Raw genomic sequence first — 14,003 nt, 5'->3', positions numbered from 1 at the left:
TCTAATTTGTTTTTGTGGTGTCCTTCTTTTTACCAAACAATCCTTTTATTAAATCGTCGGCGGCATTTTTAATTTTATCTTTCTTAACAGAATCCTGCTTTTGAGCAGCTTCCTTTCCTACAGCTGTTGTATCCGCTGGTTTACTTCCCCCTAGAAAGTCGTTAATTGCATCTTTAACTTTATCACTTCCTTGGTTTAGCAACTTGTCCTTTTGCATATCCACTAACTTCTTAGTAAGCTCAGTAGCTGTTGCACTTAAATTGGTGTTTACAGTTGGACTGTTATATGTACCTCCAATTGTTGCTTTTACTGGAACCGTAATATTTTGAGCATCTGCATCATTTAATTTTGCAATCAAATTATTTACATCTTTCCCTAAATATTTTGCAGGCACTTCAAAAGTAGCATCATAATTTATAGATTTATCAAATCCATGACTCCCGGCTACTTGGATATCAATATCTTTATATTTTAAATTGAAAGGTTTTACATTCACCTTTCCATCTTCAAAAGTAAGGGTTGTTTTAATATCTTTTGTCTCTCCTTCTTCAAAGTTTAAGAATTCTAAACGATTCCCTAAAGCGCTCAACATCTTTCCTTTTTCTGGATCGAAACCACTTACAATAGCTTCAGCTAAGGCATTTCCAGAAACCGAATTCAAATTTGGAGTAAAATCGTTATTTAAATTTCCTTTTATAGAGAAGTTAGAATTTAACACCCCCTGCAAAGCATTTGCAATTGGAGTAATAGCTTGTAACATTTCTAGTCCTTGAAAAGACTCCGCTATATTAAAACTTTTCATTCCTAAATCCATATTAAAAGTAGGCGTTTCATTTTTGGTTGAAACAGAGCCATTAACAGCTATTTTCCCGCCAAATAAACTAGAATTTAAGTCTTTTAAAGTCACCGTTTCATCCCGAACAATTAATGTCCCAGACACCTCTTTAAGCGTAAGATTGTCATAAATTACTGTATTTGCTTTCGCAGCAATTGTTGCATCTAGAAACGATGGTATTTTTATTTCTTCTTTCCCAGTTGTAGCTGTATTTTTTGGTTGTTCTGTTTGTTTTTTATCAGAAGAACCTTGTTCACTTTTTGGTTTTTCAGAGGGAGTAGCTTCTGTACTTTCCATCATAAAATCGTTAACTGCAAACGTATTGGAATTTAGTGTAAAATTCCCTTTCAATGTTTCCTTATTAAACATATAGCCTAATAGATTCTCAATAGAACCTTTTGCAGATAAATCAGTCTTTCCAGTTTTGGCTTCAAAAGCATTTAAAGAAACATTTTGCGTATTAAAAGTAATTGCAGCATTAGAAATTTGGACTGGATTTTTCATCTCTTCAGATGTAAATTCAAAATCTTTGAGTCCTAAAGACCCACTATTTTTGGTGTTTTCATATCGTTCGTTTTCAATAGACTGCATATCAAAAGCTGTACTTAGATTTGCATCTAAAATCCCGCTTAAATTTAAATCTTCAGGCATAGGATATGCATTAGAAAGATTCGCAAGATTAATACGTCCTTTTAAGTTTGCATTCACTAATGGATTCCCCATAATATTTTTAATATTGGCATTGGCACTAAACACATCTTGCGCAATTTTAAAAGTAAGCTTATTAATGTCTACATACGTATTTTCAAGTAATCCTGTTTCATTTGCTATTTTGGTATCAATAGTAATATTGGTAACCGCTTGTGATAAATCAGGATATTTAAACGATGCATTATTGGAAGTAATTGCTATATTAAAAGCAGGAATATGTGTTTCGTCTACCACTCCATTTAATTTTCCTTCAACTACAAAATCTCCCGTGGTTTGTACATTAGCAATATCTTTTGAATATTCTTTTGGAATTACAGCCAAGAAATTTTTAAAGTCTGAAGAAGGTGTTTTAAAAGAAATATCTACCTCTTGATTATCATCATTTAACTTAATAAAACCATCAAAAACTAGCTCTAATTGATTAATTATTGCTTTATTTTCTAAAAAAGTATATTTATTTTCGGCTAAATCAATTCCCAATTTAGCATCTAAGTTAATAGCATTTCTATTGAAATAATTTACACTATCCATATCAAAAGATATTAGTGCACTTGTTTCGGTATCCAATTCAGATTTTACTGCTGAAAGGTCTCCATTTCCAGAATGGTTCAAACTATCTAATTCAAAATACATCTTTCCTTTTTCATCAAAATACTTAATTCGAGAATTGGTAATTTCATACTTCTGAACCGAAAAAGAAACATTATTATTTGAAGCTTCTGGAGCAGATTCATCTGGAGTAGAGTCTGATTTAGTTGCTGTATTAGAAGAAGTAGACGCAGCGGTTTCTTTTGCAATATCATAATTTGCATTCCCATCTTTATCAACCAAAACATTTACAACAGCTCCATCTATAGTAAAAGAATTTATAGAGTAAGGCTCGCCTTCTTTATTAAATATTTGCATAAACGGCACACTAATGTTGGCTTTTTTTGCAAAGACCAAAGTATCGCCTTCAAAGGGAGCATTATTTATTAAACTCATATCTTCAACCGTAACAGAAGCATTCGGGAAATTGCGAATTAAACTAACGTCGGCATCTGCAAAATCAAATTTTGCATTGATGTTTTTATTCACTGTGTTTTTAACCATTTCAATAATCTTCCCTTCAAACAAAAAAGGAGCAGCTATTAAAAAAACTACCAACAGCGCTATTACTATTCCTATAATTTTAAGTATTTTTTTCATATGTACAATTATCTTTTTCTTGATTTTGTTTTATTGAACTCATCTTAACTATTTTTGCTTAAACATAAAAGTCAAGATGAGTTCATTACAAAAATGGAGTAAATTTTTTATAAATAGTTACACTTTAATAAAAGTTTAATCTTTTAAAAATATATACGGATGCAAGCTAGATAAGGATTATCTAAACTCATAGAGGGTTTAATTCGCAATATTATTTTATCATTAATGTCCGAGTAAAAATACAAGACCGCTTCGCTATAAGAAAAAAGAACAAAGACTAAATCTTAAATACCACAAAATAAGTAGTTTAAAGAAATAATATTTTGAAAAACCCATTTGAACCTTGATATAAGTGGAGTTCAATAAATTCCGTTAACTTTTATCGGACAACAATATTATTTTATACCCGTTGTGCATTTAGAAAAAGTTGTGCAAACTGCTAAAATGCAGTAAATTGTAGTAACCACACTATAATTTATATGCACAACTTTCAAGCAAATTACGACAAAATCCTCAAGGTTTTAAAAGAATTGGATTGTAAAATGGATTATTTACATCAAATCCGTAAACCTAAATTAAGAGATAAAGAGCTTATAGCTATTGATTTAACATCAGAATATATGAGTGTTGATAGTGAATGCCAGCTTTTTCGAATGTTACCTGCTGGTCTATCCAGCAAAATAGAGCGCAGTGTCTACAATAGAAGAAAGCGTAAGTTGTTTTCTTTTAGAGAATCACTTCGCAAGGCATTAGTGAGAAAGTTGAATAAATCTGAGCATTGTTATATTGTTGACAGTATGCCGTTAGAGGTCTGTAAATTATCAAGAAGCGCTAGAAGTAAGATATGTAAAGAACAAAACTACAGTCTGCCCGAAAAAGGATATTGTGCAAGTCAATCAAGCCATTATTATGGATATAAATTACATGCTGTCTGTTCTGCTCAGGGTGTTATCGAAAGTATGGATATTAGTCCAGCCTCTGTGCACGATATTAATTATTTAAAGGATATAAAGCATCAATTAAGTGATTGCATATTACTTGGTGATAAAGGGTATTTGTCGGCTGAATATCAATTGAATTTATTTGAATATCATAATATTAGACTTGAAACCCCTATGAGAACAAACCAGCATAACTATAGGGAGCAGCCGTACGTTTTTAAGAAATCCAGAAAGCGTATTGAAACATTGTTTTCTCAACTTTGCGACCAATTTATGATTCGAAGGAATTATGCTAAATCTTTTGAGGGATTCAAAAACAGAATATTATCTAAGATTACGGCTATGACGGTCATTCAATATATAAACATATTTGAATTCAACAGAAATATCAATAACCTAAAAATCAATATTGCCTAAATGCACAACGGGTTATTTTATTTAAAAACCTATATTTCTAAATCAATTTCCTCTCCTACTTTTAAATGAAATCTTTTTCTGAAAAGAGCTACAAATAAATACAGAAAAGGTGTATCTATTATAGCTATTAGCACTTTAAATAAAAATCCGCTTACTACTAAGCCATAAAATAATTCCCAAGGTAAAACCTCAAAAACGCACAATAAAAAAACAACAGTAAAGGTATCTATAAATTGAGAGGTAAAAGTTGAGAAGTTATTTCGCAACCAAAGGTATTTCCCTTTCGTCATTTTTTTCCAGAAATGATAAATAGTAATATCTATATATTGTGCAAACAAATACGCAATCATAGACGCTAACACTGCTATTGGAGAAAGCGCAAAAACATGTGTAAAAGTATCATCTTGAATTGGCGATGTTTTTAAAGCAGGAACTTTTTCTGCAATTAAAATAATTCCCATTGAAAAAATTGAGGCAAATATTCCCGCTGTCACCACCTGATTTGCTTTTTTCTGTCCGTAGATTTCGGAAATTAAATCGGTAATTAAAAACGTAATCGGATAGGGTAAAATACCGACAGAAATTTCAAACAAGGAAGCACCAAAAATTTTAGTTTCTCCAAAAGGATACCAATAAAAGAACTTTTGAAAAATAAGATTTGACACTACCAGCGAGGTTATAAACAACGCTCCTAAATAAAGGTATATTTTAAATGCTAACTTCTTATCTTTTTGAGTCATCAATTATTTTATATTCATTTCAAACGGCATTCTAGCTTGCAATCCTTTTTGATTTGTCATCGTTTTCATTTGCTGAATGATATTATATATTTCTTCTCCTAACTCCTCTTTCAATAATTCCTCTTTGCTCTTTACAAAACCAAGACCAGAAAACCCTTGTAATAACTCCTCAATACTTGTTTCGTAAACTGGGAAGTTTTTAACCGAATATTCGCTCACATTATTTGATTCTGCAGCATAAGAAATTGCATCTTCCAAGCCACCAATTTCGTCTACTAGTCCACGTTCTTTAGCTTGGATTCCAGTCCAAACTCTTCCTTGCGCAACACTGTCTACCGCTGCAACTTCCATCTTTCTACCTTCTGCTACACGCTTTAAAAAAGTTTGATAAAAATCTTCTATTCCTTCTTTTGCATAGCTTTTAAAACTTTCGTTATCAGATTCGAATAAACTATACGTAGTTGAATTTTTATTGGTATTAACCTGTTCCGCATTAATTCCCCATTTATCGGCAAGTTTACTAACATTTGGAATGGTAGCAAAAACTCCAATAGAACCAGTAATTGTAGAAGGTTCAGCAAAAATTTTATCTCCAGCTACTGCCATATAATAACCTCCAGAAGCCGCTAAATTCCCCATAGAAACAATTACAGGTTTTACTTTTTTGGTAACTTGAATTTCTCTCCAAATAATATCAGAAGTTAAAGCCATCCCTCCGGGAGAATTAATACGCATTACAATAGCTTTTACCTTATCGTCTTCTCTTGCTGCTTTTAAAGATTTAAATATGGTTTCTTGTCCAATATAATTATCGTTTCCTTTCCCATATCCAATTTCTCCTTGTGCATAAATTACTGCTATTTTATCCTTTCCAGCAGTTCTTACTTTTTTAGAAGCATATTCTGCATAATCTAGAATATTAATCTTGTTAATTTCATCCTTGTTTTGGAGGTTCATCTCATTTCTCAACAATCCATTATACTGATCTATATAACGCAACCCATCAACAAACTTATTCTGCAATGCAAGCTCTGGAGTTCTTGTTGCTAACTCATCCGCAAAAACATCTAATTGTGACGCTTCTATATTTCTACTATTAGAAATATCATTTAAATATGTCCCCCAAACCGATTCTAAAAGTTCTGAAATTTGCTCTCTATTAGCTTCGCTCATTTCATTGTTTAAATAAGGCTCTACAGCACTTTTATATTTTCCATGGCGAATTACTTCCATTTTTATTCCTGAATTTTCTTGCAAATCTTTCAAGTACAAAACTTCAGAAGAAAGTCCTCTGAAATCAAGGTTTCCAGTTGGATTTAAAAACACAGAATCTGCTACGGAAGCTAAATAATAATCCTTTTGAAGGTAAATATCTCCATAAGCATATACAAATTTCCCAGATTCCTTAAACTTTTTAATAGCCTCTCTAATGGTTCTTGTATTTGCAGCTCCTGTAGTTATAAAAGAATTATGAATACTAATTCCCTTAATTTTATCGTCAGATGCGGCTTTATTTATGGCTAATAAAACATTATTTAACCCATTGTATTCTTCAAATTTATAATCTATATCGGTAAACTCATATTTACCTCCATAATCTTTCAATGGCTCATTAAAAGCTATTTCTAAAACAGAATTATTTTTTACCGTTATTTGCTCTTCTCCGCTCCCTGCAACCGCAGCAATAACTACAAAAAACATAATAATAATTCCTAAAGCGATAAGCGTTCCTAATATTGCCGCTAAGAGATTCCTTAAAAATTTCATTTATAAATTAAATTAATGTTGTTGTTTATTCAAGATTTTAATACCGAAGCAATATAGTTTATCTGTATGAAATCTCCCTACAAAAGAAAAAATATTTTAGCTTACTTTAATATACTAAACCACTCATTACTTAAAGATTTAGAGGCCTGCAAAAGACTAAAACTTCTTGTTCCGAATTCACAAATAAATCCTTTTCTTCCTTCCCTCTAGACTTTTATAGAAGCTAACAGCCAAAATTCTTTATATATTTTAGAGGTAAATCAACTACCTCGAGGCAAGTCTACGAGGTATTCAAAGAAAAATAATTTAATACATTTCGACCTAGAACACTTCGATATACTCAGAACAGGCTCTGGGGAATAAAACCCTCAATGAGGGATTAAAAAAACACCAGAGGATTGAAATGTTGAAATGAATTAAATCTTTTTTTATCTGTTTCGTCCTGTTTGTTTTCGTTAATTTTGTGCCTTCATATGATTCACTACAAACGCACATACCTCTCCGCAGGAAGTAACTTAGGAGATAAATTTAAAAATCTCAATCAGACTATTCAGCTTCTTAAAGAAAAAGCTGGAAACGTAATTTCCTGTTCTCCCATTTATCAAACTCCAGCATGGGGGTTTGAAAGTGAGGATTTCTATAATATCTGTATTGGAATTGATACGGAACTTCAACCTCAAGAACTTTTAGATTGTTTACTTCAGATAGAAAAGACAATGGGGAGAATTCGTACACAAACGGAAGGATATTCAGCTCGCACCATCGATTTAGATATTTTATTTTATGAAGACGCTATTATTGATGAACCCGACCTCATTGTTCCACATCCACATTTACATTTACGGAAGTTTGTTTTGCAACCCCTTGCCGATATTGCTCCAGGAAAAATTCATCCTATTTTAGAAAAAAGCATTATTGAATTGCTCGATATTTGTGAAGATGATAGTGAACTAGATAAAACAAATTTGGAGATTACACTCTCTAAAAAAGATTTTTCAAAATTCAATTTTATTGCTATTGAGGGGAATATCGGAGCAGGAAAAACTACCCTTGCCAATAAAATTGCAGAAGATTTTAATGGTAAACTTATTTTAGAACGCTTTGCTGACAATCCGTTTTTACCTAAGTTTTACGAAGACAGAAATAGGTATGCTTTTCCTTTAGAAATGTCTTTTTTAGCCGATAGATACCAACAATTTACAGACGACACTTCTCACCCTGACTTATTTAAAAGCTTTATGGTTAGCGATTACGACATCTTTAAATCGCTTATTTTTGCTAAGGTAACGCTACAGGAAGATGAATTTATGCTTTATCGTAAGGTTTTTAATTTTATGTATAAAGAAGTTGTAAAACCAGATGTATACATTTACTTACATCAAAATACGGAAAGGCTTTTACAAAATATCAAAAAACGAGGACGTAGCTATGAACAAAGTATTCCTCCTAATTATCTAGAAGAAATAAATAATGGATATTTAGATTTTATTAAAACACACCCAGGAGTAAACCCATTAATTATTGACATTTCAGAATTAGATTTTTTACAAAATAAAAACGACTACCAATTCATCATCGATAAAATACATGAATTTTAGGGTTATCTGTTAATTTCAAGAAAGTTTATTACTCTTTTTTTTGGATTTCTCGTCAAGGTTCGCTTAATTCGTATCAGATTTTCAAAAAGAAACTAGCTAACTTTACTTAATATATTTACCAGGATTCGACTTATTTCGGATCCTTTTTTTATCTACTAAGCTTAGCAAACAAATCCCATACCACTACTCCTGCACTTACCGAAATGTTTAAAGAATGTTTGGTTCCGAATTGCGGAATTTCTACAACATTAGCTACCGAAGAAACCACTTTTTGCATTACTCCCTTTACTTCATTCCCAAAAATTAAAGCATATTTTTTATCTGAAGAAACCTTAAAATCGTTCAACATTGTAGCATTTTCTGCTTGCTCAATAGCCACAGTAATTACCCCATCATCTTTTAGTTTTTCGACTAGTGCAACAGTATCTTCAACATACTCCCAAGCAACACTCTCTGTAGCTCCTAAGGCTGTTTTATGAATATCTTTATGCGGCGGAGTAGCTGTAATGCCACAGAGATATATTTTTTCAATCAAAAAAGCATCGGCGGTTCTAAAAACAGACCCTATATTATTTAAACTACGGATATTATCTAGAACTATAATTAAAGGTGTTTTTTTAGACTCTTTAAATTCTTCTACATTTAATCGGTCGAGCTCGTTATTTTTTAATTTTCGCATGCTAAATTATTTTCCGCAAAAGTAGGGATTCTCGCTGTACAAAAAAACGAAAGCAGCTAGCCCTGATTGAGCCAACTACCGTGTAGTGGCAAAAGCAGGAAACAGATTTTAATGGGAGACGGTTAAAAATGCTCCAAAAAGAAAGTAAACTCCCTTAAGGCAAACCAAAGAGGTAGTTGATTGGAGTTTTAAAAATAGCCCCCTTGCTATTAGTAAAAATGAATAAAAAAGAGAATTTTTGAAATGTTGTCTTTTTAAGCTACTTATTTTGTGGTAGTTAAGATTTAGTCTTTGTTCTTTCTTCTTATAGCGAAGCGGTCTTGTATTTTACTAGGACATTAATAAAAAATAATCTAATCCATTTAGAGGTAAAACACTTCGGTAAACTCAGAACAAGCGCTAGGAAATTAAACCCTTGATGAGAGATTAACAAAAGTTGTTCATAATCAATAGCGCTAAAAATGGTATAAAAAGGTAAAATATAATACTTTCGCTAAAGAACCTAATTTTTGAGATTTGGCAACAGCAAAGAAGAAAAAAACGACCCCCTTAATGGGCCAGTACAATACTATTAAAGCGAAATACCCAGATGCATTATTGCTTTTTAGGGTGGGCGATTTTTATGAAACTTTTGGCGAAGATGCTGTTGTTACTGCCAAAATTTTAGGCATTGTACTTACCCACCGAAACAACGGCGGTGATAGAACAGAGTTGGCGGGCTTTCCACACCATTCTTTAAACACCTATTTACCAAAATTGGTGAAAGCTGGGAAACGAGTAGCAATTTGCGACCAGCTAGAAGACCCAAAACAAACCAAAACCATTGTTAAGAGAGGGGTTACGGAATTGGTAACACCTGGAGTTGCTTTGAATGATGATATTCTTAATGCAAAATCTAACAACTTTTTAAGCGCTATTTACTTCGGAAAAAAAATGTTGGGAATTGCTTTTCTAGATGTTTCTACTGGAGAATTCTTAACTGCGGAAGGAGATGAAGAGTACATTGCCAAATTACTCCAGAACTTTAGTCCGAGTGAGGTTTTAATTTCTAAAAAGCATAAAACTGAATTCTTGTCGAGTTTTGGAAAAGAATTCCATACTTTTTTTATGGAAGATTGGATTTTCCAAGAAGATTATACCCAAGAAACGCTTAACAATCATTTTCAAACCAAATCTTTAAAAGGCTTCGGAATAGATCATCTACAGCATGGGAGTATTGCTGCTGGAGTTGCTTTACATTATTTGTCGGAAACTCAACATAACAAATTACAGCATATTACTACTATTAGCAGAATTGCAGAAGAAGAATATGTGTGGATGGATAGGTTTACCATTAGAAATTTAGAATTGTACCAAGCACCAACTGCAAATTCGGTGACCTTACTTGATGTAATTGACAAAACAATTTCTCCAATGGGAGGACGCCTATTAAAAAGATGGCTTGCCTTACCCTTAAAGAGTATTGACAAAATAAGACAACGCCATCAAATTGTACAATACCTTTCTGAAAACGATGAAATTATTAATGGTTTTAAAACCCAAATAAAGCAGATAAGCGATTTAGAGCGATTGATTTCTAAAGTAGCTACAGGAAAAATTAATCCGCGTGAGGTTGTGCTTTTGAAGAATTCCTTAAACGCCATTGTTCCAATAAAAAAAGAAGCTGCAAAAAGCAATAACGATGCCTTGAAAGTTATTGGCGACCGACTAAACGCTTGTGATGTTTTACGAGAGCGCATTGAACAAACCCTACACGAAGAAGCGCCAGTAAATATTAATAAAGGGGATGCTATTGCTACTGGTTTTTCTGAAGAGTTAGACGAACTCCGTAAACTAGCATTTTCAGGAAAAGATTACTTAGACAGCATGTTGGAGCGTGAGATGAAACGCACAGGAATTTCATCGTTAAAAATTGCAAGCAATAATGTTTTTGGATATTATATAGAAGTAAGAAACACCCACAAAGACAAAGTTCCAGAAGAGTGGATACGGAAGCAAACCTTGGTAAATGCCGAACGCTATATAACGGAGGAACTTAAAGAATATGAGGCTAAAATTTTAGGAGCTGAGGAGAAAATTGCAATCTTAGAACAGCAAATATTCACTCAATTGGTTACTTGGATGCATTCTTACATACAATCTGTACAAACAAACGCTATTTTAATAGCGCAATTAGATTGTTTATGTGGATTTGTACAATTGGCAAAGGAGAATAATTATGTGCTTCCAGAAATGGACGATTCTTATGATTTAGAAATAGAAGAAGGAAGACACCCTGTAATAGAAAAACAACTCCCACTAGGAGAAGCATATATTACCAATAATGTAATCCTTAACAGGGACGAGCAGCAAATAATTATGATTACGGGACCAAATATGAGCGGTAAATCGGCTATTTTACGTCAAACAGCACTTATTGTTTTATTAGCACAAATGGGAAGTTTTGTCCCTGCCGAGAAAGCTAGAATTGGAATTGTAGACAAAATATTTACACGCGTTGGCGCTAGTGATAATATTTCTTTAGGCGAATCTACTTTTATGGTAGAAATGAATGAAACCGCATCTATTCTAAACAACCTTTCTGAGCGCAGTTTAATTCTTTTAGATGAAATAGGAAGAGGAACCAGTACTTATGATGGGATTTCGATTGCTTGGGCAATTGCCGAATATATCCATGAGCACCCAGGGAAAGCAAAAACACTTTTTGCCACACATTACCATGAGCTCAATGAAATGACCGAAACCTTTTCTAGAATAAAAAACTACAATGTTTCTGTAAAAGAATTAAAAGATACTGTTCTTTTTCTTCGGAAATTAATCCCAGGAGGGAGCGAGCACAGCTTTGGAATCCATGTAGCAAAAATGGCTGGAATGCCACAACAGGTAATTCATAGAGCTAATAAAATCTTAAAGAAATTAGAAAAATCTCATAGCAGTGAAGAGCTTACCGATAACCTAAAAGCATCTCAAAATGAAATGCAATTGAGCTTTTTTAATTTAGACGATCCACTTTTACAAAACATAAAAGAAGAAATTCTGCATACCGATATAGACACACTAACCCCTGTAGAAGCATTAATGAAGCTAAATGAGATAAAAAGAATGCTTGTTAAGAAGTAGATACTGTGGCAGTTAAAAAATAAATTGAATTCTTTTTCAAAAAAAGCTTTGGTTTTTATAGAATTATATTAAATTTGCATCCGCAATCAGAGAGATACTGAGCGCTACAAAGACCAAGTGTTCTTTTATTTATTTAAACTAATGCGAAAATAGCTCAGTTGGTAGAGCGCAACCTTGCCAAGGTTGAGGTCGCGGGTTCGAATCCCGTTTTTCGCTCAATAAAATGAGCGAATGACAAATTGAAAATGTTAGAAGCTTTCTGAGAATACTCAGAATTGTTTTCGCTCTAAATAATATTTCGCTCGAGTGGTGGAATTGGTAGACACGCTGGACTTAAAATCCAGTGGGCAGTAATGTCCGTGCGGGTTCAAGTCCCGCCTCGAGTACTTAAAACCCCTGTAAAACATCGTTTTTACAGGGGTTTTTATTTTTTGGGTGTCAAAAAAGGTGACAGATTTTGATTGATTTCGGATCAATTCAAAAAGTTAATTTCAAGAATCTTGTTTTATTATTTGCCAATAGCCTTCTTTCCTTCCGCCAATTCTTTCGATAAAATCATCCTCTTTTAATTTTTTAAGATAGGTTTGTACTGTTCTCTCAGAAACATCTAGGATTGCCCCTATCTCCTCTGCCTTAATCTCAGGAGTTATAGTTATTAACTCTAATGTTAAAGCAGTATTAGATATATACTTTCCTGAAGTTAACCCGAAGCTTTCATGAAGCTTTCCTGAAGTTAACCTGAAGCTTTCTCGAAGCTCTTCTGCAATCACCTCAAAATGTTCCCGTAGAAATTCTTTATTCTTATCTGCTCCAAGTTTTATCCGGTCTGAAATGGCTCCAAAAGCTCTTTGAATTTCTAATAAGTTATTTTCAATTTTTACTGGACTACTCTCTTGGTTTTTTTTAAACAAAGTAACTTGTACTCCCCCATCTTTCTCAATAATTTCGGGTTCAGGAAGTGCTGCTTCTTTACATGAATTGATAATTTTTAGAGTCCCCCTCCCCCAAGTATCTATATAACCGGATTTAAAACAAGAATCTGCAATTTTAGGATTTCTTGGTCTTGAATTGTGTTCACTTTTTAAACTTTCTAAATCTAGTCCTTGAGGCAGCACTCCTTCATTCCAAATAGATAGTTTATCATCATATACCCTAATTTGAATCGATGTCCCCATATACGTTTTATGAACCAAACCGTTCAATAACATTTCACGTAAGGCAGCCACTGGGTATTCTCCTTTTTCAATACGATGCAAACCTGCAAAATCAACAGGACGGGTTAAAAACTTATAATTTAACTGCACCTGAACTTCATTAAGCAAATGGACTAAATTACCCTCTACAACTTCCTGAAACTTTAAATCAGAACTGTCTATCCCAAAACGTCCTATTTTTACCATAACATTTGGGTAAAAACGATTTGGATCTTTTCCAAAAAGAATTAATGCAGCTCTTTTTAGCTTACCTTTTTCTGTTAAACGAAGTTTATCTAATATTTGCAAAGAACTTAATCCCGTAGTATCAGGTAATCTACCTTTTTCCCTACTATCCTCAATAAATTGATTGATACTACCATCATCAATATCTTGAATACCTGCCCCTTCTTCTACAACATCATCCCATGTTTTACCGGCTTTTTTAAGTAAAAATTCATTCAGCTCTATACCAGTAAGCTCAGATTTTACACTCCCCGAACGGTAATAGTACCTTCCTCTTAATGAGACTGGCACAGAATAAGGATTGACTTTTATCTCGATATATTTATTAGCATTTTCCTCCAACAAATTAACATCACAAATAATCCCCATAAGACTACGTATCTTGTTAGGGATGTATTCCATTAAGGCTTGATAGTTTTCTAGATGCACAACATTTCCATTATCATCTTTACCGATATAAATAACCCCTCCTATGGCATTCGCAAACCCACAGACCCATTTAAGATAATCATCATGCCAAATTTTCTTCCATTCTATATTTTGTCTTTCACTCATTTATTCAGTTAAT

At 33.1% G+C, this 14,003-nt stretch carries 8 protein-coding genes and 2 tRNA genes; 5 read left to right on the top strand and 5 right to left on the bottom strand.

Going from position 1 to position 14,003, the window contains the following annotated elements; all coding sequences use genetic code 11:
* Position 1 precedes the first annotated feature (1 nt).
* The gene (locus JOOMADRAFT_RS06460) at positions 2–2,734 is read right to left on the bottom strand and encodes an AsmA-like C-terminal region-containing protein (RefSeq protein WP_008612084.1); all 2,733 of its coding nucleotides are present in this window, start codon (positions 2,732–2,734) and stop codon (positions 2–4) included.
* 479 nt (positions 2,735–3,213) lie between these two features.
* Between JOOMADRAFT_RS06460 and JOOMADRAFT_RS06455 the strand changes: the two genes are divergently transcribed.
* Positions 3,214–4,092: an IS982 family transposase gene (locus JOOMADRAFT_RS06455; RefSeq protein WP_008610872.1), complete on the top strand. Its 879-nt coding sequence runs from the start codon at positions 3,214–3,216 to the stop codon at positions 4,090–4,092.
* Between the two features lie 29 nt (positions 4,093–4,121).
* Here the strand turns inward: JOOMADRAFT_RS06455 and JOOMADRAFT_RS06450 are convergent, their stop codons facing one another.
* Positions 4,122–4,832 (bottom strand): queuosine precursor transporter, encoded by a 711-nt coding sequence (locus JOOMADRAFT_RS06450; protein ID WP_008612083.1) that lies wholly within the window; start codon positions 4,830–4,832, stop codon positions 4,122–4,124.
* A 3-nt stretch (positions 4,833–4,835) separates the two neighbouring features.
* The gene (sppA, locus tag JOOMADRAFT_RS06445; RefSeq protein ID WP_008612082.1) at positions 4,836–6,599 is read right to left on the bottom strand and encodes a signal peptide peptidase SppA; all 1,764 of its coding nucleotides are present in this window, start codon (positions 6,597–6,599) and stop codon (positions 4,836–4,838) included.
* A gap of 473 nt (positions 6,600–7,072) precedes the next feature.
* Here sppA and folK point away from each other — a divergent pair, with 473 nt between their 5' ends.
* Positions 7,073–8,197, top strand: a complete 1,125-nt coding sequence (gene folK / locus JOOMADRAFT_RS06440) for a 2-amino-4-hydroxy-6-hydroxymethyldihydropteridine diphosphokinase (RefSeq protein WP_008612081.1) — start codon at positions 7,073–7,075, stop codon at positions 8,195–8,197.
* A 148-nt stretch (positions 8,198–8,345) separates the two neighbouring features.
* On the opposite strand, the gene JOOMADRAFT_RS06435 is transcribed toward folK, so the two are convergent.
* Entirely contained in the window at positions 8,346–8,876 is a 531-nt protein-coding gene (locus JOOMADRAFT_RS06435; protein ID WP_008612080.1) for an RNA methyltransferase, read from the bottom strand.
* Between the two features lie 552 nt (positions 8,877–9,428).
* Here JOOMADRAFT_RS06435 and mutS point away from each other — a divergent pair.
* The 3 genes from mutS (at position 9,429) to JOOMADRAFT_RS06420 (ending at position 12,382) form a co-directional block, all read left to right on the top strand.
* Positions 9,429–11,996, top strand: coding sequence for a DNA mismatch repair protein MutS (gene mutS, locus JOOMADRAFT_RS06430; protein WP_008612079.1), 2,568 nt, complete (start codon positions 9,429–9,431; stop codon positions 11,994–11,996).
* A 143-nt stretch (positions 11,997–12,139) separates the two neighbouring features.
* Positions 12,140–12,212 (top strand) — tRNA-Gly (locus JOOMADRAFT_RS06425).
* Positions 12,213–12,296: 84 nt separating this feature from the next.
* Positions 12,297–12,382 (top strand) — tRNA-Leu (locus JOOMADRAFT_RS06420).
* A 105-nt stretch (positions 12,383–12,487) separates the two neighbouring features.
* Here the strand turns inward: JOOMADRAFT_RS06420 and JOOMADRAFT_RS06415 are convergent.
* The gene (locus JOOMADRAFT_RS06415) at positions 12,488–13,990 is read right to left on the bottom strand and encodes an ATP-binding protein (RefSeq protein ID WP_008612078.1); all 1,503 of its coding nucleotides are present in this window, start codon (positions 13,988–13,990) and stop codon (positions 12,488–12,490) included.
* Between the last annotated feature and the right edge of the window lie 13 nt (positions 13,991–14,003).

It is taken from the genome of Galbibacter orientalis DSM 19592, from assembly GCF_000260115.1.
Classification (GTDB): domain Bacteria; phylum Bacteroidota; class Bacteroidia; order Flavobacteriales; family Flavobacteriaceae; genus Galbibacter; species Galbibacter orientalis.
The sequence above is the reverse complement of the archived record's forward strand: the minus strand, read 5'-3'. Positions and strand labels throughout refer to the sequence as shown.